This window comes from Klebsiella sp. KE9456 (assembly GCF_043832615.1).
Lineage (GTDB): Bacteria > Pseudomonadota > Gammaproteobacteria > Enterobacterales > Enterobacteriaceae > Klebsiella > Klebsiella indica.
In genome coordinates this window covers 1-25,475 of sequence record NZ_JBDYQK010000022.1, presented here as the reverse complement: position 1 = coordinate 25,475, position 25,475 = coordinate 1, and the positions used below count along the sequence as shown (strand labels likewise).

General features: G+C 50.5%; 23 protein-coding genes and 1 rRNA gene. 13 read left to right on the top strand and 11 right to left on the bottom strand.

The window, feature by feature from the left end:
* Window positions 1-168 precede the first annotated feature (168 nt).
* From coaBC to slmA, 3 genes are all read left to right on the top strand, one after another.
* On the top strand, window positions 169-1,380 hold the full coding sequence (gene coaBC / locus ABK821_RS19985; protein ID WP_142503164.1) for a bifunctional phosphopantothenoylcysteine decarboxylase/phosphopantothenate--cysteine ligase CoaBC: 1,212 nt from the start codon (window positions 169-171) through the stop codon (window positions 1,378-1,380).
* A complete protein-coding gene (gene dut, locus ABK821_RS19980) occupies window positions 1,358-1,816 on the top strand; it encodes a dUTP diphosphatase (RefSeq protein WP_171034815.1) in 459 nt (152 codons plus the stop codon). The genes coaBC and dut overlap by 23 nt, the downstream gene beginning before the upstream one ends.
* A 176-nt stretch (window positions 1,817-1,992) precedes the next feature.
* Complete coding sequence (gene slmA / locus ABK821_RS19975) at window positions 1,993-2,589, top strand: nucleoid occlusion factor SlmA (protein ID WP_138359634.1); 597 nt, start codon at window positions 1,993-1,995, stop codon at window positions 2,587-2,589.
* Window positions 2,590-2,877: 288 nt separating this feature from the next.
* On the opposite strand, the gene pyrE is transcribed toward slmA, so the two are convergent.
* Complete coding sequence (gene pyrE / locus ABK821_RS19970) at window positions 2,878-3,519, bottom strand: orotate phosphoribosyltransferase (protein ID WP_138359636.1); 642 nt, start codon at window positions 3,517-3,519, stop codon at window positions 2,878-2,880.
* 64 nt (window positions 3,520-3,583) lie between these two features.
* Window positions 3,584-4,300, bottom strand: a complete 717-nt coding sequence (gene rph, locus ABK821_RS19965; RefSeq protein ID WP_138359638.1) for a ribonuclease PH — start codon at window positions 4,298-4,300, stop codon at window positions 3,584-3,586.
* 123 nt (window positions 4,301-4,423) lie between these two features.
* Here rph and ABK821_RS19960 point away from each other — a divergent pair, with 123 nt between their 5' ends.
* Window positions 4,424-5,287, top strand: coding sequence for a YicC/YloC family endoribonuclease (locus tag ABK821_RS19960; protein ID WP_138359640.1), 864 nt, complete (start codon window positions 4,424-4,426; stop codon window positions 5,285-5,287).
* A 172-nt stretch (window positions 5,288-5,459) separates the two neighbouring features.
* On the opposite strand, the gene ABK821_RS19955 is transcribed toward ABK821_RS19960, so the two are convergent.
* A complete protein-coding gene (locus tag ABK821_RS19955) occupies window positions 5,460-5,999 on the bottom strand; it encodes a helix-turn-helix transcriptional regulator (protein WP_138359642.1) in 540 nt (179 codons plus the stop codon).
* Between the two features lie 595 nt (window positions 6,000-6,594).
* Here ABK821_RS19955 and ABK821_RS19950 point away from each other — a divergent pair.
* Window positions 6,595-7,296: an oligogalacturonate-specific porin KdgM family protein gene (locus tag ABK821_RS19950; RefSeq protein ID WP_138359644.1), complete on the top strand. Its 702-nt coding sequence runs from the start codon at window positions 6,595-6,597 to the stop codon at window positions 7,294-7,296.
* Window positions 7,297-7,652: 356 nt separating this feature from the next.
* Here the strand turns inward: ABK821_RS19950 and typA are convergent, their stop codons facing one another.
* On the bottom strand, window positions 7,653-9,476 hold the full coding sequence (gene typA, locus ABK821_RS19945; RefSeq protein ID WP_138359646.1) for a ribosome-dependent GTPase TypA: 1,824 nt from the start codon (window positions 9,474-9,476) through the stop codon (window positions 7,653-7,655).
* A 378-nt stretch (window positions 9,477-9,854) separates the two neighbouring features.
* Here typA and glnA point away from each other — a divergent pair, with 378 nt between their 5' ends.
* From glnA to ABK821_RS19925, 4 genes are all read left to right on the top strand, one after another.
* A complete protein-coding gene (gene glnA, locus ABK821_RS19940) occupies window positions 9,855-11,264 on the top strand; it encodes a glutamate--ammonia ligase (RefSeq protein ID WP_138359648.1) in 1,410 nt (469 codons plus the stop codon).
* 186 nt (window positions 11,265-11,450) lie between these two features.
* Window positions 11,451-12,500 (top strand): nitrogen regulation protein NR(II), encoded by a 1,050-nt coding sequence (gene glnL, locus ABK821_RS19935; RefSeq protein ID WP_138359650.1) that lies wholly within the window; start codon window positions 11,451-11,453, stop codon window positions 12,498-12,500.
* Window positions 12,501-12,508: 8 nt separating this feature from the next.
* The gene (gene glnG / locus ABK821_RS19930) at window positions 12,509-13,918 is read left to right on the top strand and encodes a nitrogen regulation protein NR(I) (protein ID WP_138359652.1); all 1,410 of its coding nucleotides are present in this window, start codon (window positions 12,509-12,511) and stop codon (window positions 13,916-13,918) included.
* Between the two features lie 109 nt (window positions 13,919-14,027).
* Window positions 14,028-14,138: a YshB family small membrane protein gene (locus ABK821_RS19925; RefSeq protein ID WP_138359654.1), complete on the top strand. Its 111-nt coding sequence runs from the start codon at window positions 14,028-14,030 to the stop codon at window positions 14,136-14,138.
* Between the two features lie 39 nt (window positions 14,139-14,177).
* Here ABK821_RS19925 and hemN read toward each other — a convergent pair whose 3' ends face one another.
* Window positions 14,178-15,551, bottom strand: coding sequence for an oxygen-independent coproporphyrinogen III oxidase (hemN, locus tag ABK821_RS19920; RefSeq protein ID WP_138359656.1), 1,374 nt, complete (start codon window positions 15,549-15,551; stop codon window positions 14,178-14,180).
* Window positions 15,552-15,739: 188 nt separating this feature from the next.
* Entirely contained in the window at window positions 15,740-16,246 is a 507-nt protein-coding gene (gene yihI, locus ABK821_RS19915; protein ID WP_138359660.1) for a Der GTPase-activating protein YihI, read from the bottom strand.
* 589 nt (window positions 16,247-16,835) lie between these two features.
* On the opposite strand from yihI, the gene yihA reads away from it, so the two are divergent.
* Window positions 16,836-17,468, top strand: coding sequence for a ribosome biogenesis GTP-binding protein YihA/YsxC (gene yihA / locus ABK821_RS19910; protein ID WP_138359662.1), 633 nt, complete (start codon window positions 16,836-16,838; stop codon window positions 17,466-17,468).
* 348 nt (window positions 17,469-17,816) lie between these two features.
* On the opposite strand, the gene polA is transcribed toward yihA, so the two are convergent.
* The gene (gene polA, locus ABK821_RS19905) at window positions 17,817-20,606 is read right to left on the bottom strand and encodes a DNA polymerase I (RefSeq protein WP_343178538.1); all 2,790 of its coding nucleotides are present in this window, start codon (window positions 20,604-20,606) and stop codon (window positions 17,817-17,819) included.
* Window positions 20,607-21,002: 396 nt separating this feature from the next.
* On the opposite strand from polA, the gene ABK821_RS19900 reads away from it, so the two are divergent.
* Window positions 21,003-21,902 carry an acyltransferase gene (locus ABK821_RS19900; RefSeq protein ID WP_308561740.1) on the top strand — a complete coding sequence of 300 codons (900 nt, stop codon included), beginning with the start codon at window positions 21,003-21,005 and terminating at the stop codon, window positions 21,900-21,902.
* 49 nt (window positions 21,903-21,951) lie between these two features.
* Here ABK821_RS19900 and dsbA read toward each other — a convergent pair whose 3' ends face one another.
* The 3 genes from dsbA to ABK821_RS19885 form a co-directional block, all read right to left on the bottom strand.
* The gene (dsbA, locus tag ABK821_RS19895; protein ID WP_138359668.1) at window positions 21,952-22,575 is read right to left on the bottom strand and encodes a thiol:disulfide interchange protein DsbA; all 624 of its coding nucleotides are present in this window, start codon (window positions 22,573-22,575) and stop codon (window positions 21,952-21,954) included.
* A 27-nt stretch (window positions 22,576-22,602) separates the two neighbouring features.
* Window positions 22,603-23,589: a serine/threonine protein kinase gene (locus ABK821_RS19890; protein ID WP_343178537.1), complete on the bottom strand. Its 987-nt coding sequence runs from the start codon at window positions 23,587-23,589 to the stop codon at window positions 22,603-22,605.
* Between the two features lie 75 nt (window positions 23,590-23,664).
* Window positions 23,665-23,934 carry a YihD family protein gene (locus tag ABK821_RS19885; RefSeq protein WP_343178536.1) on the bottom strand — a complete coding sequence of 90 codons (270 nt, stop codon included), beginning with the start codon at window positions 23,932-23,934 and terminating at the stop codon, window positions 23,665-23,667.
* Between the two features lie 71 nt (window positions 23,935-24,005).
* Between ABK821_RS19885 and mobA the strand changes: the two genes are divergently transcribed.
* Together mobA and mobB are read left to right on the top strand one after the other, a co-directional pair.
* Window positions 24,006-24,587 (top strand): molybdenum cofactor guanylyltransferase MobA, encoded by a 582-nt coding sequence (gene mobA, locus ABK821_RS19880; protein ID WP_142503160.1) that lies wholly within the window; start codon window positions 24,006-24,008, stop codon window positions 24,585-24,587.
* A complete protein-coding gene (gene mobB / locus ABK821_RS19875) occupies window positions 24,584-25,093 on the top strand; it encodes a molybdopterin-guanine dinucleotide biosynthesis protein MobB (protein ID WP_142503161.1) in 510 nt (169 codons plus the stop codon). Before mobA ends, mobB begins: the two co-directional genes overlap by 4 nt.
* A 287-nt stretch (window positions 25,094-25,380) precedes the next feature.
* On the opposite strand, the gene rrf is transcribed toward mobB, so the two are convergent.
* A 5S ribosomal RNA gene (rrf, locus tag ABK821_RS19870) occupies window positions 25,381-25,475 on the bottom strand; the annotation flags it as partial.

The window sequence follows — 25,475 nt, the reverse complement described above, 5'->3', positions numbered from 1 at the left end:
TCTCCTTTTCAATCCGTGCTATCCTGACACAGCGCCATAGCCCTGCCGATACGCAAATTTTATCCCTGCTTAACGCCTCGCAAAGGGGCGATCCGCAGGTCACACGATGTCAATCAGATTGTGATAAGATGCGCGAATTCTGGTGTACCGCTACAGGAAAAAATCATGATGAGTCTGGCTGGTAAAAAGATCGTTCTTGGCGTGAGCGGCGGTATTGCTGCTTATAAAACACCGGAGCTGGTACGCCGCCTGCGTGACCGCGGTGCGGATGTACGCGTCGCCATGACGGAAGCCGCAAAAGCCTTCATTACGCCGCTGAGCCTACAGGCGGTATCCGGTTATCCGGTTTCCGATAGTCTGCTCGACACGGCCGCCGAAGCGGCAATGGGTCATATTGAACTGGGGAAATGGGCCGATCTGGTGATTCTCGCGCCCGCTACGGCCGATTTAATTGCCCGCATTGCCGCAGGCATGGCCAATGACCTTGTCTCCACAATTTGCCTCGCCACGCCATCGCCGGTCGCGGTCCTGCCCGCCATGAACCAGCAGATGTATCGCGCCGCCGCCACCCAGCATAATCTTGCCGTGATTGCTTCACGCGGTCTGCTGGTCTGGGGCCCGGATAGCGGCAGTCAGGCCTGCGGCGATATTGGTCCAGGACGCATGCTGGACCCGTTGACGATCGTCGATATGACCGCGCAACATTTCTCTGCTGTCAAAGATTTGCAACATCTCAACATCATGATTACCGCGGGGCCGACACGCGAACCGCTCGATCCGGTGCGTTATATCACTAACCACAGCTCTGGTAAGATGGGTTTCGCTATCGCCGCCGCGGCCGCGCGCCGTGGCGCGAACGTGACGCTGATTAGCGGCCCGGTTTCGCTCGCTACGCCGCCGTTTGTGCAGAGGGTTGATGTCACCACCGCGCTGGAAATGGAAGCCGCCGTGCAAAGCGCTGCGCAGCAGCAGCACATTTTTATTGGCTGTGCGGCCGTCGCTGACTACCGTGCGGCCGCTGTTGCCGATGAAAAAATCAAAAAACAAGGTGATGAATTAACCATAAAAATGGTTAAAAATCCGGATATCGTCGCCGGGGTCGCGGCGCTTGAGGCTAACCGTCCTTACGTCGTTGGGTTTGCCGCCGAAACGAATAATGTGGAAGAATACGCCCGGCAAAAACGCGCCCGCAAAAATCTCGATCTGATTTGCGCCAATGACGTTTCACAGCCAAATCAGGGATTTAACAGCGACAGCAATGCATTACACCTTTTCTGGCAGGAGGGAGATAAGCGCTTACCACTTGAGCGAAAGGCACTCCTTGGCCAATTATTACTCGACGAGATCGTTACCCGTTATGATGAAAAAAATCGACGTTAAGATTCTGGACCCGCGTGTTGGTCAGCAATTTCCGCTGCCAACCTATGCCACCTCCGGTTCCGCCGGGCTTGACCTGCGAGCCTGTCTCGATGACGCCGTAGAGCTGGCTCCCGGCGCAACCACGCTTATACCGACCGGCCTTGCGATTCATATTGCCGATCCGTCTCTGGCTGCGGTGATTCTGCCGCGTTCGGGGCTGGGCCATAAGCACGGCGTAGTGCTGGGCAATCTGGTGGGACTTATCGATTCTGATTACCAGGGTCAACTGATGGTTTCCGTCTGGAACCGTAGCCCGCAGCGTTTCACTATCGAACCTGGCGAGCGTATCGCGCAAATGGTGTTTGTGCCTGTTGTACAGGCGGAATTCAACCTGGTGGAAGAGTTTGACGCCACCGATCGTGGCGAAGGTGGCTTCGGTCACTCCGGGCGTAAATAAGCCCTGTGATACACAAAATCATTCCGGGATAACGCCCGCGGAGGGCGGTCTGAAGAATGACGTGCAACCTGCATTCCAAATGCGAAATAATGCAATAACATCACCGCAGGCAACAGCTTGCGGTCGCTTTGTGGATGCCTGCCTGGCAAGTGCTTTTTTCAGGGGTATTTTAAAACATGGCAGAAAAACAAACTGCGAAAAGGAATCGTCGCGAAGAAATACTGCAATCTCTGGCGTTAATGCTTGAATCCAGCGACGGGAGTCAACGCATCACCACAGCAAAACTGGCGGCGTCTGTTGGCGTGTCCGAAGCAGCTCTGTATCGGCATTTTCCCAGCAAAACCCGCATGTTTGACAGCCTGATCGAGTTTATCGAGGACAGTCTGATTACGCGCATCAATTTAATTTTAAAAGATGAAAAAGATACCTCATCGCGCCTGCGCCTGATTGTTCTGCTGATTCTTGGGTTTGGCGAACGTAATCCGGGGCTCACGAGGATTCTGACTGGCCATGCGCTGATGTTTGAACAGGATCGGCTTCAGGGGCGCATCAATCAGTTGTTCGAGCGCATTGAAGTACAGTTGCGTCAGGTCATGCGTGAGAAGAAAATGCGTGAAGGCGAAGGCTATACCGTCGATGAAGCTCTGCTGGCCAGCCAGCTGCTGGCCTTCTGCGAAGGGATGTTGTCTCGCTTTGTACGCAGCGAGTTTAAATATCGCCCGACGGACGATTTCGAGGCGCGTTGGCCGTTGGTCGCCGCCCAGTTGCAGTAACCCCACTATGCAGCCCAAAAGGCTGCATGTTCATCTTGAATGTCAAGTCATCACACCAGTGAGGTTCCCGACACGCTCCCTCACAAAATATCTTTTTATCGTTTCTTGTTCCTGACAACAAAACGCCACTGGCAACACCCTTTCACTGCCGGAATGCCGCACTCCCCGCGCATAAACGATAAGCGCGTCATCGCCTGTCTATCGCTGGCGGCACTGCTGTCTGTTCGCTGTATGCGTATGGCAAAACTGTGATGAATCCCGACAGGGATTATCCTGCCGGGACGATGCTTATACTCCGTACGCCTCACGATAGGCGCGAACCGATGCCAGGTGTTCGGCCATTTCCGGTTTTTCTTCCAGATAGCTAATCAGGTCTTTCAGGGCCACGATGGAAATCACTTTGCAGCCGTAGTCACGTTCAACTTCCTGAATCGCAGAGATATCGCCGCGTCCGCGTTCCTGACGGTCGAGAGAAATCAGCACCCCGGCTAATTCGGCGCCGTTGGCCTGAATAATCTCCATTGACTCACGTATAGCGGTGCCTGCGGTTATAACGTCATCCACCAGCATTACGCGGCCCTGCAGAGGGCTTCCGACCAGATTACCGCCTTCGCCGTGGGTTTTGGCCTCTTTCCGGTTAAAGCAGTATGGCAGATCGCGGTCATGGTGTTCAGCCAGCGCAACCGCCGTGGTGGTGGCAATCGGAATACCTTTGTAGGCAGGGCCGAACAGCAGATCAAAATCAATCCCGGCGTCCATCAGCGCTTCGGCATAAAAACGCCCTAACAGTGCCAGATCGCGCCCGGTATTAAACAGGCCGGCGTTGAAGAAATAGGGGCTTTTACGCCCGGATTTCAGCGTAAATTCGCCAAATTTAAGGACCTGCTTGTTAAGCGCAAATTCAATAAACTGGCGCTGATACGGTTTCATGGATTCGCTCCTCATCTTGCTTTTTGATGGACAAAAAAAAGCGACTTTTCAGTCGCTTTAAAAACTAGTTCTCTAACGCCGCTTTCTGTGTCGCGACAATGGATTCAATCCCCCCTCGGGCCAGTGCCAGAAGGGTGAGAAGCTCTTCATGCGTGAACGGTTCGCCTTCCGCCGTGCCCTGCACTTCAATGATGCGGCCATCTTCTGTCATCACCACATTCATATCGGTTTCCGCTGCAGAATCTTCAATATATTCCAGATCACAAATCGCTTCGCCATTGACGATACCCACCGATACCGCCGCAACCATGCCCTTCATCGGGTTGGTTTTCAGCTTACCGGCGGCGACCAGCCGATTCAGCGCATCAGCCAGCGCCACACAGGCACCGGTAATAGACGCCGTGCGCGTACCGCCGTCGGCCTGCAGTACGTCGCAGTCCAGCGTAATGGTGAATTCACCCAGTGCTTTCAGATCAACCGCTGCACGCAGTGCGCGGGCGATCAGGCGCTGGATTTCCATTGTACGGCCACCCTGCTTGCCTTTCGCCGCTTCACGGGCGTTGCGCGTGTGGGTAGCGCGCGGCAGCATGCCATATTCCGCGGTGATCCAGCCCTGGCCCTGGCCTTTCAGAAAACGCGGTACGCCTTCATCAATAGAGGCGGTGCACAGCACTTTGGTATCACCAAATTCGACCAGCACGGAGCCTTCAGCGTGTTTCGTATAGTTACGGGTCAGGGTGACTGGGCGTACTTGATTAGCGCTACGGCCTGCTGGACGCATAATATTCTCCGGCTTGAAACGAATGTGGCTGCGCATTATACGGATAATACATGCTTATTCCTATCCTCATCAGGCCTCGAAAGCTATAATCCCCTCACTCTCCGTTAAAAAACAGGAACGTCTATGATCCGCAGTATGACCGCCTATGCCCGGCGTGAAATCAAGGGTGAATGGGGTAGCGCCGCGTGGGAACTGCGCTCGGTAAACCAACGATATCTGGAAACTTATTTCCGTCTGCCGGAGCAGTTCCGTAGCCTGGAGCCTGTGGTGCGCGAGCGTATTCGCGCCCGTCTGACCCGCGGCAAAGTCGAGTGTACTCTGCGTTTTGAGCAGGATCCGAGCGCCCAGGGCGAGCTGATTCTGAACGAAAAACTGGCAAAGCAGCTGGTTAACGCCGCCAACTGGGTAAAAATGCAGAGCGATGAAGGCGAGATCAATCCGGTCGATATCCTGCGCTGGCCAGGCGTCATGTCTGCCCATGAACAGGATCTGGACGCGATTACTGCCGAAATCCTCAACGCACTCAATGGCGCGCTGGATGATTTTATCGTCGCGCGGGAAACCGAGGGCCAGGCGCTGAAAGCGCTTATCGAACAGCGTCTGGAAGGCGTGACGGCTGAAGTCGCTAAAGTACGCGCCCATATGCCAGAAATACTGCAATGGCAGCGGGATCGTCTGGTCGCCAGGCTGGAAGATGCGGAAGTACAACTGGAAAACAACCGCCTGGAACAAGAGCTGGTACTGATGGCACAGCGTATTGATGTCGCCGAAGAGTTGGATCGCCTGGAAGCGCACGTGAAAGAGACCTGGAATATCCTGAAGAAGAAAGAAGCGGTCGGGCGCCGTCTCGACTTTATGATGCAGGAGTTCAACCGCGAGTCGAACACGCTGGCGTCTAAATCAATTAATGCCGAAGTGACCAATTCTGCCATTGAGCTGAAAGTGTTGATCGAGCAGATGCGCGAGCAGATCCAGAATATCGAGTAAATTCCCCCGTACCAACAAGCCCGAGCAATATCGGGCCTGTTGAGGCCATAACATTTCACGATTCGGTCGGATATTTAGCTGCCTTAAGCGCATTCTCTCTCTGCGAACAGACCTTTAACGTCATTTCACAAACCGCTGATCCTGATAACCAGTCGCATGCTGAACAGTATGATTAGTTGGTACGCATCGCGGCATAGACAGAACATAGCTCCTGAAGGCTTTTCGTTCCCGTACGTTTCATCAGGCCGTTGCGTTGAACGCTTATTGTTGTAGGACTGACGCCGCGGATTTGGGCAATATCATCCAGCGAGTGCCCACGCATGATAAGCTTCATAATTTGGTGTTCAGCGTTGGTAAATTTAAACGTATCAGGAAGATAACTTGATTTTTGATTTTGTGCAGATAATAAGCACATCACCCACAAAGCCTGCTTCAGTTCTGCCACTTTCACTCTTTCCGGGAGGCACAACTTCACCAACCCCGGGAAAAGGCGATTGATAGAATCAAAATACCGTTCCGAAGTGATAAATACTGAGTAGTGCATCGGCGTTGTGGTGAAGAACAGAGAATACGTCTCCTGAATATCCATTCCAGCGGTGCAATACACATATGGCCAATCTGCGCTTACGCTAACGTTTTGTTCATGGCGTAACTGCTTCAGAATTTTCTCTATTCCATAGATGAAAAAACAATCCTTTCCATAGATAGTCATATTGATAGTCCTGAGATTACGATCATGTTATTGCCCAGCCTACAGCATTTCGTTTAGCCACAAATGGTGCCACCCTCTCCCCAAGGATATCGTCGTCCAAGTTTACGGCATATCTATCATCAGATGTTGTTTTCATTTAGGAATAAACTTATCTGATAACTATTACATATCTTTGCTTTTGACGCCAAAAGAAGATGAAAAAATCAAATTTAAATTATAACTACATGATTTTAATCGAATTAATTATTAGGATTATCTTTATATGATATATATTAAAATAATTTCAACATATTTCAATAGTCAGATCCAAGTCTCAAAACAGTATTTCATTTTATGTAAAAGTACATTCCATGATAATTTTTGAATTATGATAAGTCTTACAAAAAGAATTATGTGTGGTGAATCCCCCTAAGCGGCGGGGTCATGCTGACATGAGATAATCCTCTATGAAGTTTCGTTTTTATGGACGAATTGGAAAATCAGCGCCCAATTCACCGGGAGGCACCCGGCACCACACGCCAAATTATTTTATCGATCACACTGCTGACCAGTGAAGATCTTATCATACCTTTGGACTATAAAAGTAGAGGCTTCTATGTTGCGCTCATTACTATTATTTACTGTACCCTTCATGAGTATTGCTGCACATGCCGTTACCTTCGATTATCGTCACGAAATGAACGATAGCGGCGGTAATAATCATAAAGATCGATTATTGATGTCACACCGTTTTGCTAATGGATTTGGATTGTCACTGGAAGGTAAATGGAAAGGTTCGCAGGATAAAGATAAAGCCTTTGATGAAACCGTCAGTAATGGCACCGAAGTCGTGGCAAGCTATGTCTATAAAATTAATAAAACATTCCAGATTGAGCCCGGGTTCTCACTAGATACCAGTTCATCGTCAAACAATTATCGCCCTTATCTCCGTGGCAAAGCTAATTTAAGTGACGATATCAGCGCATCTCTACGTTATCGCCCCTACTACAAGCGTAATTCAGGAAATATAGGAACATCCAAAGATACATCAGAAAATGGTTATAACCTGACCAGCGTTATTTCATGGAAATTTCTGAAAGATTATCAACTTGACTATGAGCTGGACTATAAAAAAGCAAACTCTGCAGGCGTAGTGTTAGCGAATAATGAAAGCTATGACTGGACTCATGATTTCAAACTAACCTATAAACTCGACAAGAACTGGTCGCCTTATATGGCAATCGGTAATGTCTCTGGCAGTAAAACCACAGATGAAAGACAAACACGTTATCGTGTGGGTGTAAAATATTCTTTCTGATAAAAAAAGAAAAATTATCAACAAGGGTTCTCTGAGCCCTTGTTTCAATAATAAATCTCACTCATAGGTTTACCCGTATTTATCCTGGTCTTTCGCTGAAACCACCTCAAATAATCAATAGCGTAGTAGTGTAAAATGATTTACGAATACCGTATTGCGTAAACCTGGTGACAAACAATACGTTAACCCCGCAGTAAAAACTGCATAAAATAATTACGTCAAATAGTCACAGTGAAGAAACAGGTAACGCCCCTGATACGATATAATTAGTCCCTATAACATAAACGCTAATCGCCATACCTAAAACCCATAAAAAAGCCGCTGATTATCAGCGGCTTTGGCAACAATCCGTTTAATTACTCTTCTTTCGCCCCACGCATAGCGCGTTTACGGTCGTTCTCGGTCAGATGACGTTTACGGATACGGACAGAAGTCGGGGTCACTTCCACCAGTTCGTCATCATCAATGAACTCCAGAGCCTGCTCCAGGGTCATCTTAACCGGCGGAACCAGAACTGTTGCTTCGTCAGTACCGGACGCACGCATGTTAGTCAGTTTCTTACCGGTCAGGCAGTTTACCGTCAGGTCGTTAGAACGGCTGTGAATACCGATAATCTGGCCTTCGTAAACTTCTGCACCGTGGCCGAGGAACAGCTTACCGCGATCCTGCAGGCTGAACAGGGCGAACGCGACGGCTTTACCCTGACCGTTGGAGATCAGTACACCGTTCTGACGCTGGCCCACATCACCCGGACGAACGTCATCGTAGTGGCTGAAGGTGGAGTACAGCAGACCGGTACCGGAGGTCATGGTCATAAATTCTGAACGGAAGCCGATAAGCCCACGGCTTGGGATCACGTAGTCAAGACGTACGCGGCCTTTGCCATCCGGATTCATGTTTTTCAGATCGCCTTTACGCTCACCCAGTGCCTGCATCACAGACCCCTGGTGCTGCTCTTCAACGTCCAGCGTCACGTTTTCGAACGGCTCCTGCTTGCGGCCATCGATTTCGCGGAAGATAACTTTCGGGCGGGAAACCGCCATTTCGAAACCTTCACGACGCATGTTTTCAATAAGCACAGACAGGTGCAGCTCACCACGACCAGAAACGCGGAATGCGTCTGCATCCGGAGTTTCTTCAACGCGCAGCGCAACGTTGTGTACCAGCTCTTTATTCAGACGGTCAAGAATCTGACGCGAGGTCACGTACTTACCTTCTTTACCGCAGAACGGAGAGGTGTTAACACAGAAGAACATAGAAACAGTCGGCTCATCAACAGACAGCGCCGGCAGCGCTTCAACATTCTGCGTATCGCAGATGGTGTCAGAGATGTTCAGTTCGCCCAGACCAGTAATCGCGATGATGTCGCCTGCTTCCGCAAGGTCGCTGTCAATACGCTCCAGGCCCAGGTGGGTCAGAACTTTACCGACTTTACCGTTACGCGTTTTACCTTCGCTATCAATGATAGTGACCTGCTGGTTCGGTTTTACTTTACCGCGTTTGATACGGCCGATACCGATAACGCCAACGTAGTTGTTGTAGTCCAGCTGAGAGATTTGCATCTGCAGCGGGCCGTCCAGGTCAACGTCCGGCGCCGGGACGTGATCAACGATCGCCTGATACAGCGGAGTCATGTCTTCCGCCATATCTTCGTGATCCAGACCGGCGATACCGTTCAGCGCCGACGCGTAAACGATAGGGAAATCCAGCTGTTCGTCGGTTGCGTCGAGGTTAACGAACAGGTCGAATACCTGATCGACAACCCAGTCCGGACGCGCGCCAGGACGGTCAACTTTGTTGATAACAACAATCGGCTTCAGACCATAGGCAAAAGCTTTCTTGGTGACGAAGCGCGTCTGCGGCATCGGGCCATCAAAGGCGTCAACCACCAGCAGCACAGAATCCACCATGGACATAACACGTTCAACTTCACCACCGAAGTCGGCGTGCCCAGGGGTATCAACGATGTTGATACGGTAATCATTCCATTTGATAGCGGTGTTTTTAGCGAGGATAGTAATCCCACGCTCTTTCTCCAAATCGTTGGAGTCCATCACTCGTTCTTGTGCTTCAGTACGCGCGTCGAACGTACCGGATTGCTGTAGCAGCTTATCAACCAGGGTAGTTTTACCATGGTCGACGTGCGCGATGATGGCGATATTACGCAGATTTTCGATCACAACTTTGCCTCAGGCATTAGAAATAGCGCGTTATTGTACACGGATTAATCGCGCTACAAAACAGGATCACAAACATCCTCCGCAAACAAGTATTGCAGAGATTCTTTGTGATCGCTTTCACGGAGCGTTAAAAGGGCTATTAAAATTATTTTGCACCAAAAAAGTGCTTCATGCTCACGCAAAAGCACTATATTGGTGCAATGTATTCATTTTGGTGCAACCCTTTTGCACGATGATGTGCATGATAACGCCTTTTGGGGGCAATTTAAAAGTTGGCACAGATTTCGCTTTGTATATTTTAAGGCAACAACGCCACTTTTAAGTAGTTAGAAAGTTTCGTTTCCACGACGACAATGACCAATCCGGGAGAGTTTAAGTATGTCCGCTGAACACGTTTTGACGATGCTGAACGAGCATGAAGTGAAGTTTGTCGATCTCCGCTTCACCGATACCAAAGGTAAAGAACAGCACGTTACTATTCCTTCTCATCAAGTAAATGCCGAATTCTTCGAAGAAGGCAAAATGTTTGATGGCTCCTCGATTGGCGGCTGGAAAGGTATTAACGAATCCGACATGGTTCTGATGCCGGATGCGACCACCGCGCTGATCGACCCGTTCTATGAAGAACCGACCCTGATCCTCCGTTGCGACATCCTGGAACCAGGCACCCTGCAAGGCTATGACCGCGACCCGCGCTCCATTGCTAAGCGTGCTGAAGAATATCTGCGTTCCACCGGCATTGCTGACACCGTACTGTTCGGGCCAGAACCAGAATTCTTCCTGTTCGATGACGTCCGTTTTGGTGCGTCCATCTCTGGTTCCCACGTTGCTATTGATGATATCGAAGGCGCATGGAACTCTGCCACCAAATATGAAGGCGGCAACAAAGGTCACCGTCCTGGCGTGAAAGGCGGTTACTTCCCGGTTCCACCCGTAGACTCTTCTCAGGATATCCGCTCTACCATGTGTATGATTCTGGAAGAGCTGGGCCTGGTTGTTGAAGCTCATCACCACGAAGTGGCGACTGCCGGTCAGAACGAAATCGCTACCCGCTTCAATACCATGACCAAAAAAGCGGACGAAATTCAGATCTATAAATACGTTGTGCACAACGTCGCGCATCGCTTCGGTAAAACCGCCACCTTTATGCCAAAACCGATGTTCGGCGATAACGGTTCCGGTATGCACTGCCACATGTCGCTGTCTAAAAATGGCGTAAACCTGTTCTCCGGCGATAAATACGCAGGCCTGTCTGAAGAAGCCTTGTACTACATTGGCGGCGTTATCAAACACGCTAAAGCGATTAACGCATTGTCTAACCCGACAACCAACTCCTACAAACGTCTGGTCCCGGGTTACGAAGCGCCGGTTATGCTGGCTTACTCTGCCCGTAACCGCTCCGCGTCTATCCGTATTCCGGTAGTTACCTCGCCGAAAGCGCGCCGTATCGAAGTTCGTTTCCCGGATCCGGCAGCCAACCCGTATCTGTGCTTTGCCGCTCTGCTGATGGCCGGTCTTGACGGAATCAAGAACAAAATCCATCCGGGCGAAGCTATGGACAAAAACCTGTACGATCTGCCGCCAGAAGAAGCGAACGAGATCCCACAGGTTGCAGGCTCTCTGGAAGAAGCACTGAATGCGCTGGACGCAGACCGTGAATTCCTGACCGCCGGTGGCGTATTCACTAACGACGCCATTGATGCTTACATTGCGCTGCGTACTGGGGAAAACGACCGCGTGCGTATGACTCCGCATCCGGTTGAGTTCGAACTGTACTACAGCGTCTAATTTTGCTGTAAATCCCTGGCGTTCCGTGTTGTGGCGTGGAGTACCAGGGATGTTTTGTTGCCGTGGAAACTTCAGCCCATCTCAGGATGGGCTTTTTTCTCCACCAACACGCTGATCTCATGAGCTTTTTATTTATAAAAAGCTATAATGCACTAAAATAGTGCACCTTTTTCAGGAGACTGTCAGATGGCAACAGGCACACTGCCCGATGCTGGGCAGATCCTTAACTCTTTAATCAACAGTATCTTACTGGTCAACGATGACCTGGAAGTTCATTACGCGAACCCAGCGGCGCAGCAGTTGCTGGCGCAAAGTTCACGCAAGCTGTTTGGTACGCCACTTCCAGAGCTGTTGAGCTATTTCTCGCTGAATATCGGCCTCATGCAAGAGAGCCTGGCGGCGGGTCAGGGATTTACCGATAACGAAGTGACGTTGGTTATTGACGGACGCTCGCACATCCTTTCCCTGACTGCGCAACGTTTGCCAGAAGGCTTTATTCTGCTGGAAATGGCCCCAATGGATAATCAGCGTCGCCTGAGCCAGGAACAGCTTCAGCAAGCCCAACAGGTCGCCGCACGAGATTTAGTGCGCGGTCTGGCCCACGAGATTAAAAATCCGCTGGGAGGGTTGCGCGGCGCGGCGCAACTGCTGAGCAAAGCGTTGCCCGATCCAACGCTGACGGAATACACCAAAGTTATTATTGAACAGGCCGATCGGTTAAGAAATCTGGTCGACCGTCTGCTGGGACCACAGCATCCGGGGATGCACGTAACAGAAAGTATCCACAAAGTTGCTGAGCGGGTGGTAAAGCTGGTATCGATGGAGTTGCCAGATAACGTCAAACTGGTTCGCGACTATGACCCGAGTCTGCCGGAACTCCCGCATGACCCGGATCAAATTGAACAAGTGCTGCTAAATATCGTGCGCAATGCGCTACAGGCACTGGGACCGGAAGGGGGTGAGATCACCCTGCGCACCCGAACAGCCTTCCAGCTCACTCTGCACGGCGTGCGTTACCGCCTCGCCGCACGCATTGATGTTGAAGATAACGGTCCAGGGATCCCATCCCACTTACAAGATACGCTGTTTTATCCGATGGTTAGCGGGCGTGAAGGCGGCACCGGACTCGGCCTGTCTATTGCCCGCAGCCTTATCGATCAGCACTCCGGCAAAATTGAATTTACCAGTTGGCCAGGGCATACCGAATTCTCGGTGTACCTGCCTATTCGGAAGTAGAGGTGTTTATGCAACGAGGGATAGCCTGGATCGTTGACGACGATAGCTCCATCCGTTGGGTGCTTGAACGCGCGCTCACCGGGGCAGGCTTGAGTTGTACAACATTTGAAAATGGCAACGAGGTGCTTAATGCCCTCACCACCAAAACCCCGGATGTTCTGCTGTCTGACATCCGTATGCCGGGGATGGATGGGTTAGCGCTACTAAAGCAGATTAAACAGCGTCATCCGATGCTCCCGGTCATCATCATGACAGCGCATTCGGATCTGGACGCCGCGGTTAGCGCCTATCAACAAGGCGCCTTTGATTATCTGCCGAAACCGTTTGATATTGATGAAGCGGTAGCGCTGGTTGATCGCGCGATTAGCCATTATCAGGAACAGCAGCAGCCACGTAATACGCCGATGAATAGCCCGACAGCCGATATTATCGGCGAAGCGCCGGCGATGCAGGATGTTTTTCGCATTATCGGCCGCCTGTCGCGCTCGTCAATCAGCGTGTTGATCAACGGAGAATCCGGTACCGGTAAAGAGCTGGTCGCCCATGCGCTGCACCGCCACAGTCCGCGCGCGAAGGCCCCGTTTATTGCGCTAAATATGGCGGCTATCCCGAAGGATTTGATTGAATCAGAACTTTTCGGCCATGAGAAAGGCGCTTTTACCGGTGCGAATACCGTGCGTCAGGGGCGCTTTGAACAGGCAGATGGCGGCACGTTATTCCTTGACGAAATCGGCGATATGCCGCTGGACGTACAGACACGTCTGCTGCGTGTTCTGGCTGACGGTCAGTTTTATCGCGTAGGCGGATATGCTCCGGTGAAAGTGGATGTGCGTATCATCGCCGCCACCCACCAGAACCTTGAACTACGCGTGCAGGAAGGCAAATTTCGTGAGGATTTATTCCACCGCCTGAACGTCATTCGCGTCCATCTCCCACCGCTGCGCGAGCGGCGGGAGGATATTCCACGCCTGGCGCGGCATTTTCTGCAAATTGCCGCTCGTGAACTGGGCGTCGAAGCCAAGCTGCTACATCCGGAAACGGAAATGGCGCTGACCCGGCTGGCCTGGCCTGGTAACGTACGTCAGTTGGAAAATACCTGTCGCTGGCTGACAGTGATGGCCGCAAGCCAGGAGGTTCTGACTCAGGATCTTCCCAGCGAGCTGTTTGAAACCGCGGTACCGGATAATCCGACGCAAATGCTACCGGATAGCTGGGCCACGCTGCTGGGACAATGGGCCGATCGCGCCTTGCGTTCTGGTCATCAAAACCTGCTATCGGAAGCACAGCCGGAAATGGAGCGAACATTGCTGACCACCGCGCTGCGCCATACTCAGGGCCATAAACAAGAAGCGGCGCGTCTGCTGGGGTGGGGGCGTAACACGCTGACGCGTAAGCTAAAAGAGTTAGGAATGGAGTAGCCGGGCGGCAGTGTGTAAAAAATAGTCACCCAGCGCAAACTGCTGCTATTTTGTACTTTACTGTTGCAGTGCATTGGGTATGATCTTGCCCGGAAAGACGGGGGAAATCATGCTTGAATCACTCATAAATATTATATCGAGCGGTGCTGCAGCCAGCCATACGCCGCAAACGGCGATAGCTGCCGTTCTGTGCGCAGCTATAGTTGGTCTGTTTAACTGATTCATTCACCCTCTCCTTGTTCGGGAGAGGGTGAGTGGTTTAAATCACCCGGGAAAACTGCTGCATCCGCGCTTTCTGGCGCAAATAAGCATCAAAACACATACAGATGTTGCGAATTAACAACCTGCCTTTTGCCGTCACCTGAATGCCTTTTTCGTTCACATCCACCAGCCCATCGTTAGCCAGCGGCGCCAGTAGCTGCAAATCCTGGGCAAAATAGCGGCCAAAATCTAACGCCCACTGCGCTTCTATCACGGAAAAATCGAGGCGGAAATTGCAGATGAGAGACTTAATGACATCACGACGAATACAGTCATCGCGAGTCAGCGCAATGCCGCGCCACAGCGCCGTTCCGGTTTCATCTACCTGCTGATAATATTTCTTCAGCTCTTTCTGATTCTGCGCATAGCAATCGCCAATCATACTGATCGCCGAGACGCCCAGTCCCAGCAGGTCGGTATCTCCCTGAGTGGTGTATCCCTGAAAATTGCGATGCAAAATGCCTTCACGTTGGGCTATCGCCAGTTCATCATCCGGACGAGCAAAATGGTCCATACCAATAAACTGATACCCCGCGGCCGTCAGCGAATCTATGGTCTCCTGCAGGATATCCAGCTTCTGCGCGGCCGAAGGTAAATCAACATCTTTGATTTTTCGCTGCGCGGCAAAAAGCGTCGGCAGATGAGCATAGTTAAAGACGCTCAGACGATCGGGGTTTAACTCCGCCACTTTCCGTAACGTAAAGGCAAAGCTCTGCGGCGTTTGCTTCGGCAAGCCGTAAATCAGATCAATATTGGTAGAGGTAAAGCCGATCTCGCGCGCATGGTTGAGCAGGGCGAAGATAAACGCTTCATCCTGCTCGCGATTCACCCGTTGCTGTACTTCTTTGTTGAAGTCCTGCACGCCCATACTCAGGCGGTTGAAGCCTTCAGCGCGTAAATGATCCAGTACATCAAGCTCGATTTCACGGGGATCGACCTCAATGGAAATCTCCGCATCGGCATTAAAATTAAAATGCGTTCGCAGCAACGTCATCAGACGGCTAATTTGCGCCTTGTTTAAATAGGTCGGCGTGCCGCCGCCCCAGTGCAGTTGACTCACCAGGCGACCAGCGAAAAGCGGGGCGCGATGAATAATCTCCTGCTCAAGGACATCCAGATACTGATCGGCTTTATGCTGCTGCCGGGTAACAATTTTATTGCAGCCGCAGAAATAGCACAGCTTATGGCAAAACGGGATATGTACATACAGCGATAAAGGTCGCTGCGGATAGCGGGCAACCGCTGCGTCAAATTCAGCGGCGCCAAATTCCGCAGAAAACTCCAGCGCAGTGGGATACGAAGTATAACGCGGCCCGGAATAGTTATATTTCTGGATCAGGGCCAGATCCCAGTCGATTAACTGCACAGACATGCTCACTCCTTCCGATGGTGCCGTCGGCGGGTACGCCGCGCCGGCCCAACCGCACCTCGGGTAATGAGCCGGTTGCGCAGCCAGCTTTTACGCCGCGACAACCGTCGTAGTTTAACGAATAACCACAGCAGATAACATATAACCAGAAGGGTTATAAGCAGGACCGGGAACCCGATGGGATGCAAATGTTAGTTTCCACCCTTCAGTAAGCGCATCATATCTTCTTTGCGCTCTTCCTCTTCCTCATCGTCGTCATCATCATAAGAGAGCCCAAGTTGCTGCATTAGCTCATCAATACGATCCAGTTGGGCATCCATCCATGTTTGCTCTTCAGCATTCAGGGTATCGCCCTCTTCCAGACGTTCCAGCAGCGCGTCCAGGCGCTCATCATTCTCCAGCAAATCCAGCTCAGCCTGCGGTGAAAGCATAGGTTTCTCGCTCTTCGGTTTATGCTGCTTAACCGTTGGGGTACTGTCAGTCACGCCCAACGGGATCGGTTTTTTACTGCCAATTCGGGGATCATGCTGTTGGCCCTGCTTTTTACTCGCTGAAGCAGTTTGAGCGCCGGTCATACGACTACCTGGCGCATGACCGCGATGCTTCTTCTGATGCTTACGCTCGCGGGCTTCCTGGTTCAATTCTTCGCGCGTTTTACGACTTTTTTTGCCATGAGGTACGGATGACGGTTTTTTCATAATGTGTAATCTTCAGGCCATTTTCTTCAGTATAGAATTGAGGCGGAATCTAGCAGAAAGCAAGCAAAGAAAAAAGGCGACAGATTACTCTGCCGCCTTTTTCCGCACTGATAACCCTTAATGGGCTTCCACTTTCCATGTTAGCTCACGACGCACCCTGTCTTTCCTTTAGCTACCCACGATCCCTGTTACGTCCATTTCCTTGTTAAAACGTCTTCCCAGACGCGTGTCATCCTGACAATCGGTGGTCTTCACCTTCCTGGAGCTTCCTGACCCCTCATCCTGAGTCGCAATCCTGATAAGCATCCTCGCCCTTCATTGCTACTTTACTGGTTTGAGAAAAACCTACAACCCGCTGTACAAGAAAAACACAGATTTAAGAATTTTCCATCAATTTAATCTGATGATTTATAAACGGTTGTATAATTTACGCTCGGTTTTTTCTCATGAATTTCTTATATATACAGTAGTCAATGTCTTACAAAACATATGGCCTTTGCCTGCACGGTCATGCACGGTTAAAAACAGTCTTTTTCTGCTGTTCAGGTATAATCCCCCACTATAACCTGATTTTACGGAGACGACCGTCTTGACCAACTGGAATTATCAACTGACGCATTTTGTCACGAGTGCGCCGGATATCCGCCATCTTCCTGCAGATACGGGTATCGAAGTGGCATTTGCTGGCCGCTCCAATGCCGGGAAATCCAGCGCCCTGAACACGTTGACTAACCAGAAAAACCTGGCGCGCACATCAAAAACGCCAGGTCGTACACAGCTCATCAACTTGTTTGAAGTCGCTGAAGGCAAACGCCTGGTCGACCTGCCTGGCTATGGTTATGCACAGGTCCCGGAGGAGATGAAAATCAAATGGCAGCGCGCCCTGGGTGAATATCTGGAGAAGCGCCTGTGTCTGAAAGGCCTGGTCGTACTGATGGATATTCGCCATCCGCTAAAAGATCTCGATCAGCAGATGATCCAATGGGCCGTTGAAAGCAATATACCGGTTCTGGTGTTACTCACTAAGGCCGACAAGCTGGCCAGCGGGGCGCGTAAAGCGCAGATCAACCTGGTACGCGAGGCGGTGGTCGCTTTTAACGGTGATGTTCAGGTGGAAGCCTTTTCTTCACTGAAAAAGCAGGGGGTGGATAAACTGCGCCAGAAGCTGGATAGCTGGTATAGCGATCTCCCTCCTCAGGAAGCGCCTGAAGACGAGAAATAATTTTTCCCGTTTCCCCGGATAACAGCGCGCAGAGCTTTATCCGGGCCGTCCCTTCGCTATCATCCGGATGGCAAAAATTTTCTTGTGCACAATAAAAAACGCCCCGGTCATAAATGACCGGGGCGGCTAAAATATTCAGCCAAATCCGATTACGTGAAGTAAAAGGTCTGAAAGATAGAACATCTTACCTCTGTACCCTACGTCTTTAACTCTACTCTTCTTTCAGTTACGGATAAAGCATTTTTTGTAGTTTTTTTTCATTCTTTACATAGCAAATTCAAATGATCATCACAAAAAGCGATAAGTTATGTTGCTCACTTACAAAAAATGGCCTTACCCGTCGCGTATTTAGTGCGCTTGATCCCAGTTATCTCCGCTTCCAACTTCGACCAACAGCGGAACCGCCAGCGTCGTACTGCTTTCCATCAGCTCATGGACCTTCTTCGCTACGGCATCCAGGTCATCTTTATGCACTTCGAAAACTAATTCATCGTGTACCTGCATGATCATACGTACGCGGGGTTTTTCACTCAGTAACCAGTTATCGACTGCGATCATCGCTCGCTTAATAATGTCCGCAGCGGTACCTTGCATCGGGGCATTGATCGCCGCACGCTCGGCACCTGCGCGCCGTGCGCCGTTGCTGGATTTAATATCAGGAAGATAAAGGCGGCGGCCATCCAGAGTTTCGACGTACCCCTGTTCTTTTGCCTGCGCCCGCGTACGCTCCATATATTCCAGTACGCCAGGATAGCGCTCAAAGTAGAGATCCATATATTTTTGTGCTTCTTTTCGCGGAATATTGAGCTGCCGCGCGAGACCAAACGCGCTCATGCCGTAAATCAGGCCAAAGTTGATCGCCTTCGCACTGCGACGCTGCTCACTACTTACGCTATCCAGAGGCAAGCCAAAGACCTCTGCCGCGGTGGCCCGGTGGATATCCTTACCTTCTGCAAACGCGGTTAACAGGCCCTTATCGCGAGACAAATGCGCCATGATACGCAGCTCAATTTGCGAATAGTCGGCAGAAACAATCAGATAGTCTTCCGGAGCGATAAATGCCTGGCGAATGCGGCGCCCTTCATCGTTGCGTACCGGAATATTTTGCAGGTTCGGGTCGGTGGACGACAGGCGCCCCGTTGCGGTAACCGCCTGATGATAGGAAGTATGCACTCGACCCGTTTTCGGGTTAATCATCAGCGGCAGCTTATCGGTATAGGTAGATTTGAGTTTCGCCAGTCCCCGATATTCCAGAATCACTTTCGGCAGCGGATAATCCAGCGCCAGCTCTTCCAGCACCTCTTCCGATGTAGATGGCGCGCCGCCCGGGGTTTTCTTGAGCGGTTTAATCCCTTGTTTTTCAAACAAGATTGTTTGCAGTTGCTTTGGTGAAGAGAGGTTAAACTCTTCACCAGCGATCTCGTAGGCCTTTTGCTCCAGTTCAACCAGGCGTTTAGCGATTTCCTGAGAATGCGCATGCAGCACGGCCGGATCAATCTTCACGCCATTGCGCTCAACGCGCGAAAGCACCGGAACCAGCGGCATTTCGATATTTTTAAAGACGTTCAGCGGCCCTTCGTTCTGCTGAAGTTTTGGCCACATTTTCAAATGCAGTTGCAGAGTGACATCAGCATCTTCCGCTGCGTAACGACCCGCTTCTTCCAGCGCGATCTGGTTAAATGTGAGCTGATTTTTCCCCTTGCCGGCAATCTCTTCAAAGGTAATCGTTTTGTGATTTAGCCAGCGCGCGGAGAGGCTATCCATATCATGGCGACCCGCTACGCTGTCGAGAATATAGGATTCCAGCATGGTATCAAACGCGATACCGCGCAGCTCAATGCCGTAGTTAGCCAGAATCCCCCGGTCATACTTGAGATTCTGCCCAACCTTCAGAAGATTATTGTCTTCCAGCAGCGGTTTCAGCAGCGCCAGCACACGATCCCGCGGGATCTGATCCGGCGCATCCAGATAATCATGGGCGACCGGTACATAAGCCGCCATGCCCGGCTCAACGGCGAAGGACAGACCAACCATATTGGCAGAAACGTTATCCAGGCTGTCGGTCTCGGTATCAAAAGCGAAGAGCGGCGCTTCCTTCAGTTTTGCGATCCACGTCGTCAGCGTTTCTTCATCGAGAATCGTGACATAATTTTCAGCGGAGAGCGCCGTCGCCGCTGGCTCTTCTTTATCTGTCACCTCAGCAACGGCTTCCAGCGGCTTCGCCGCTGGCCTGGTCCCCTTCGCCTGCAGCCACTTGCCGGATTCAACATCAGTGATCCAGCGTTTGAATTCATATTTTTTAAACAGCGCCAGCAGTTCATCCGCGACCGGTTGTGCAACCAGTAGCTCTTCACAACCCAACTCCAGCTCAACGTCAGTTTTAATCGTCGCCAGCTGATAAGAGAGATATGCCACCTCTTTATTTTGTTCCAGCTTCGCCGCCATCGTTTTCGCGCCACGGAAGCTCAGTGCGGCGATTTTTTCAGGCTCAGCATATAACGTATCAAGACCGCCCAGCCCCTGTAACAATGCCTGCGCGGTCTTTTCTCCCACACCCGGCACGCCCGGAATGTTGTCCGACGAATCGCCCATAAGGGCAAGGAAATCAATGATCAACTCCGGCGGTACGCCATATTTCGTCACCACTTCATCCGGGCCAAGGATGGTGTTGGTCATCGTGTTGATCAGGGTAATTCCCGGCGTAACCAGTTGGGCCATATCTTTATCGCCGGTACTGATCAGCACCGGACGGCCCGCTTTTTCGGCTTCACGCGCCAGAGTGCCGATTACATCGTCAGCTTCTACGCCAGGAACAGCCATCAGCGGCAGGCCCATTGCTTTCACCATGGCATGCAACGGCTCGATCTGCGCCCGCAGATCGTCCGGCATCGGTGGACGATGAGATTTATAGTGCTCAAACAGTTCATCACGGAACGTCTTCCCTTTGGCATCAAAAACGACGACGGCGTGAGTCGGTTGATACTGCAGAATCAGGCTACGCAGCATATTCAGCACGCCATACATTGCGCCTGTCGGTTCACCGGCGCTGTTAGTCAGCGGGGGAAACGCATGATATGCCCGGTAAAGGTAAGAGGAGCCGTCAACGAGGATGAGAGGGTTTTCTGGGATCTGAACCATAATTTCCGTGCCTGTTTATCAGATTATCGGTAAAGGATGCCACAGACGGGCATTAAATCCTGAATTTTTCCCACATTTCGTCGAAAAGATTCGCCGTAGCTGGCGAGGGTGTTGCACATTAATCTGTGGATAACTTTGTGTATATTTTTATAACCAGAGCTATCCGGAGCAGAACAGCACAGCACACATATCAATTATTCATTATTTTTCAAAGCATTATATTTATAGTTGTATCGTTAATATCATTATGATGACTCAATGTTCCATGTGGATATAAGATCCAGAAATTTTTCTGTTCTGGTAACAACCGTCATTTACTGTATTTTCTGATAAAATCAGCCCCTTACGTTGTTTAAATGCGTTCTTTGTCAGCCTAACTTTCTGAATAAATTAACTATGTCGAGATTACTCGCTGCGATAACGTTTCCGTTGAGTATCGCCCTTACCATCGTAGTCACCATAATCTGTTCCGTGCCGATCATCGTTGCCGGACTGATTAAACTTCTAGTGCCTATTCCACCGGTCTGGCGCTCGATATCCGTTTTTTGCAATTTCATGATGTATTGCTGGTGTGAAGGGTTGGCGCTGCTGCTATATCTTAATCCCTGGCTAAAATGGGACGTTCAGGGCCTTGAGGGGCTGAGTAAGAAAAACTGGTATCTGCTAATCAGCAACCATCACAGTTGGGCGGATATCGTGGTGCTCTGCGTGCTGTTTCGCAAACATATCCCGATGAATAAATACTTCCTTAAACAGCAACTGGCCTGGGTGCCGTTCATTGGCCTTGCCTGCTGGGCGCTGGATATGCCCTTTATGCGCCGGTACTCACGTGGTTATTTAATTCGTCATCCGGAGCGTCGCGGCAAAGATGTCGAGACTACGCGCCGCTCCTGCGAGAAATTCCGTACCCATCCAACGACTATTGTTAACTTTGTTGAAGGCTCGCGTTTTACACCAGAAAAGCAGCGTCAGACACGTTCGCCGTATAATAATTTATTGGCCCCAAAGGCGGCGGGAATCGCGATGGCATTGAGCGTGCTGGGCTCGCAGTTTGATAAGCTGCTGAACGTGACTTTATGCTATCCGGAGAACGACCAACGGCCGTTTTACGACATGCTAAGCGGCCGACTGACGCGGATTGTGGTGCGAGTCAGTCTTGAGCCTGTTACTGAAGATCTGCATGGCGATTATGTGAATGATAAAAATTTTAAGCGCCGCTTTCAGCGTTGGCTAAATACGCTGTGGGAAGAAAAGGATCGGCAGTTAACAGAAATAATGCGGCTGAGTAAAAAATAATTTTTCTCGCAAATAACAACAACGCCGGTCAGTGACCGGCGTTCAGTTTTTACTTCTTCTCAACTAACTGTTTAACAGTATCAGCATATTGGGCAACGAATGCATCCATATTGCTGGTATCCATCCCTTGTGGGTTGAGCTGATATTTACCGTTAACGTACATTGCTGGTACGCCCTGCAGTTGAAAATCAGCCGCAGCTTTCTCTTGCTGAGCCACCAGAGACTTCACTACAAAGCTGTTCCAGGCTGCATCGTATTCTTCCCCTTTCACACCAGCATCAACGAAGACTTTACGGATATCCGCCACGGTCTGCACGGTCTGCGTTTTCTGTACCGCTTCAAACATTGGAACGGTAATTTTATCTTCCACACCCAGCGCCATGGCCACAGCCCAGGCATGGGTTAGATCCTTGCCCAATGGGCCGAGGAAGTCGACGTGGTATTTCGTCATTTTGACGCCTTCAGGCAGCTTTTTCTTCACGTTATCTGAAACATGAAGTACCTCTTCGAACTGGTAGCAGTGCGGGCAGTAGAACGAGAAGAACTCAAGCACCTGCGGCTCGCCAGCAACGGGCTTATCAAGGGTAATATATTGCTTACCATCGGTGATCTGGGCAGCGGATGCACTAAAAGCCAGAATCATACCAGCCAGCGCCAGCCAAATTTTTTTCATGATTAATTCTCTCCTGGGTATATCACATTAATACATTGGCGTTAACTGAAGAGGGGGTTCCTGCAGAACCTTCACCTGCTCAAGAAAAGTTGTTATCTGCCCGCGCCAGTAATCTTCCCCGGTTAACCATGGGAAATTGACGGGAAAAGCGGGATCGTTCCAGCGTCTGAGCAACCACGCCAGATAATAAACTAACCGCATTGCGCGTAAAGGTTCGATGAGCGCGATTTCATCTGTATTGAAAGCACTGAACTCTTCATACGCTTCAATGATCATTTCCAGTTGCATGCGCTGCTCGGCTTTATCACCATTCAACAGCATCCAGAGATCCTGAACAGCCGGGCCATTTCGTGAGTCATCTAAATCAACAAACAGGGGACCATCGCACCAGAGTATGTTTCCCGCGTGGCAATCACCATGCAAACGCAAAATATTGGCGCTCCCGTGCCATCGTGCCATTACCGCATCAATCAGCTTGTCGGCAGCGCTAAGAAAAGCCTCTTTAAGCGAGGCAGGAATAAGCCTGGAGTGCTCAAAGACCTGGCGCGGCTCAAGGAGATACTCATTGATGCCAATATCAGGACGAGCAACAAAACGCTGTTTACGTCCCGTTTGATGCATGCGGCCCAGATAGCGCCCAACCCATTCCATCTGATCAAGGTTATCCGCCTCAAACTGGCGTCCGCCCAGACTTGGAAAAACGGCGAAAAAGAACCCCTGATGCTGGTGAAGCGTATTTTCGTTAAACGATAATGGCGCGGCAACGGGAACGTCGTCCTGGACAAGCTGAAGGGAAAACTGGTGTTCTTCGAGAATTTGTGCTGCGGACCAGCGTTCAGGACGATAGAATTTCACCACATAACGGTGACGATCTTCGTCCTGAAACTGGTAAACGCGGTTCTCATAGCTGTTAAGCGGCGTGAGACCGGAATCCACCCGCATTCCCAGATTAAACAGACCATCAATGATGGTATCCGGGTGAAGCGTCTGAAAAGTAAAAGCCTTATCGTGCATCCTGACATCCGATAATCGTACGAATGATTCAGGATATCATCTCATTGCCCGTTCTGCGGCAGCGCTTACAACCTTTTACTCTTTAATTATGCCACGAGCACGTAGCAAGGCGGTTTTGAAATCCTCTTCATAATCTTTCTGAATGCCAGGAATAACGGCTTCTTTCGCAGAGTCGCGCATTTTCAGATGATAAATCAGAATATCGTCGGAAAGATCGCTCAATTCACCGGTATAACCCGCCTCTTTTGCCAGTTTTTGCAAGAATTGCATTAAATTCAGTTCAGGATCTTTCTGCCAGGCTGGCTGGAGAAGCTCAATGACTTCATTCAGGCGTTTACATTTCATAGGGTTGCTCCTTACTCTTAATATGAATACGTTAGCAGGGACAATCCCACAATGAAAGAGGCGATATTAATATGCAGGGCGAGGTAATAACCGGTGTTGTGCTGGCCGGAGGACGGGCCACACGCATGGGCGGGATAGATAAAGGATTGCAGTTGCTAAACGGTAAGGCCTTGTGGCGTCACGTCGCAGATGCGTTAGAACCCCAGGTAACAAACCTGGTGGTTAGCGCTAATCGCAATCTTGATCGCTGGCAAAAAAGCGGTTACCCGATTATTACTGACAGCCTGAACAATTTTCCTGGCCCGCTCGCCGGAATGCTGTCTGTTATGCAACAAGTCGACAATGAGTGGTTTCTGTTTTGCCCATGTGATACGCCATTCATCCCCCCATTTCTCGCAGAGCGCTTAATACAGCAGAAAGAATCGTCCCCGGCCGTTTGGGTACATGACGGTGCACGCGATCATCCTGCGATTGCTTTAGTGAACCGAGAGGTAATTCCAGAACTGGAAACTTATCTGGCCGCAGGCGAGCGGCGCGTGATGGTATTTATGCGCAAAATTACCGGGCATTCTGTCGATTTTAGCGATGTAAAATCAGCATTTATTAACGTCAACACGCTTGAGGATCTACAAAGTATGCAGGAACCATCATGATCCCTCTTTTAGCGATTTCCGCCTGGAGCGGTACGGGTAAGACGACGTTATTAAAGAAATTAATTCCGGCATTATGCGCGGAAGGCTTACGCCCGGGACTCATTAAACATACGCATCACGATATGGATGTGGACAAACCTGGTAAAGACAGTTATGAGCTACGTAAAGCCGGGGCAGCTCAGACGATTGTCGCCAGTTCACAGCGTTGGGCGTTAATGACGGAAACGCCTGATAAACCTGTTCTGGATCTTAACTGGCTGGTTAGCAGAATGGATACATCAACGTTAGATTTGGTGCTGGTGGAAGGTTTTAAGCATGAATCTGTGCCTAAGATTTTACTTTATCGGCAAAACGGCAGGCATAGCGCGGAAGAGTTGGTATTTGATGAGCATGTCATTGCGGTGGCCAGTGATATTCCTGTCGGAACATCACTGCCAGTGTTAGATCTAAATGATATTCCGCAGATCGCCGCGTTTATTATGCAGTGGTTAAAATGGCGAGATTAGAATGGTAGATATTTCAGTATTTCGCCATGCTTTATAACCCTGCGAGCAGTTAACGATCTTTTCGGGTGGCGAAAACGCAAAAAGGCCATCCGTGAGGATAGCCTTTTCACTTATCTGATGCCTGGCAGTTTATGGCGGGCGTCCTGCCCGCCACCCTCCGGGCCGTTGCTCCGCAACGTTCAAATCCGCTCCCGGCGGATTTGTCCTCCTCAGGAGAGCGCTCACCGACAAACAACAGATAAAGCAAAGGGCCCGGTCTTTCGACTGAGCCCTTTGCTTTATTTGATGCCTGGCAGTTCCCTACTCTCGCATGGGGAGACCCCACACTACCATCGGCGCTACGGCGTTTCACTTCTGAGTTCGGCATGGGGTCAGGTGGGAC

Bases quoted from the DNA above. Each gene is read 5' to 3' on its own strand.
- coaBC (WP_142503164.1), top strand. From the start codon at position 169: ATGAGTCTGGCTGGTAAAAAGATCGTTCTTGGCGTGAGCGGCGGTATT.
- dut (WP_171034815.1), top strand. From the start codon at position 1,358: ATGATGAAAAAAATCGACGTTAAGATTCTGGACCCGCGTGTTGGTCAG.
- slmA (WP_138359634.1), top strand. From the start codon at position 1,993: ATGGCAGAAAAACAAACTGCGAAAAGGAATCGTCGCGAAGAAATACTG.
- pyrE (WP_138359636.1), bottom strand. From the start codon at position 3,519: ATGAAACCGTATCAGCGCCAGTTTATTGAATTTGCGCTTAACAAGCAG.
- rph (WP_138359638.1), bottom strand. From the start codon at position 4,300: ATGCGTCCAGCAGGCCGTAGCGCTAATCAAGTACGCCCAGTCACCCTG.
- ABK821_RS19960 (WP_138359640.1), top strand. From the start codon at position 4,424: ATGATCCGCAGTATGACCGCCTATGCCCGGCGTGAAATCAAGGGTGAA.
- ABK821_RS19955 (WP_138359642.1), bottom strand. From the start codon at position 5,999: ATGACTATCTATGGAAAGGATTGTTTTTTCATCTATGGAATAGAGAAA.
- ABK821_RS19950 (WP_138359644.1), top strand. From the start codon at position 6,595: ATGTTGCGCTCATTACTATTATTTACTGTACCCTTCATGAGTATTGCT.
- glnA (WP_138359648.1), top strand. From the start codon at position 9,855: ATGTCCGCTGAACACGTTTTGACGATGCTGAACGAGCATGAAGTGAAG.
- glnL (WP_138359650.1), top strand. From the start codon at position 11,451: ATGGCAACAGGCACACTGCCCGATGCTGGGCAGATCCTTAACTCTTTA.
- glnG (WP_138359652.1), top strand. From the start codon at position 12,509: ATGCAACGAGGGATAGCCTGGATCGTTGACGACGATAGCTCCATCCGT.
- ABK821_RS19925 (WP_138359654.1), top strand. From the start codon at position 14,028: ATGCTTGAATCACTCATAAATATTATATCGAGCGGTGCTGCAGCCAGC.
- hemN (WP_138359656.1), bottom strand. From the start codon at position 15,551: ATGTCTGTGCAGTTAATCGACTGGGATCTGGCCCTGATCCAGAAATAT.
- yihI (WP_138359660.1), bottom strand. From the start codon at position 16,246: ATGAAAAAACCGTCATCCGTACCTCATGGCAAAAAAAGTCGTAAAACG.
- polA (WP_343178538.1), bottom strand. From the start codon at position 20,606: ATGGTTCAGATCCCAGAAAACCCTCTCATCCTCGTTGACGGCTCCTCT.
- ABK821_RS19900 (WP_308561740.1), top strand. From the start codon at position 21,003: ATGTCGAGATTACTCGCTGCGATAACGTTTCCGTTGAGTATCGCCCTT.
- dsbA (WP_138359668.1), bottom strand. From the start codon at position 22,575: ATGAAAAAAATTTGGCTGGCGCTGGCTGGTATGATTCTGGCTTTTAGT.
- ABK821_RS19890 (WP_343178537.1), bottom strand. From the start codon at position 23,589: ATGCACGATAAGGCTTTTACTTTTCAGACGCTTCACCCGGATACCATC.
- ABK821_RS19885 (WP_343178536.1), bottom strand. From the start codon at position 23,934: ATGAAATGTAAACGCCTGAATGAAGTCATTGAGCTTCTCCAGCCAGCC.
- mobA (WP_142503160.1), top strand. From the start codon at position 24,006: ATGCAGGGCGAGGTAATAACCGGTGTTGTGCTGGCCGGAGGACGGGCC.
- mobB (WP_142503161.1), top strand. From the start codon at position 24,584: ATGATCCCTCTTTTAGCGATTTCCGCCTGGAGCGGTACGGGTAAGACG.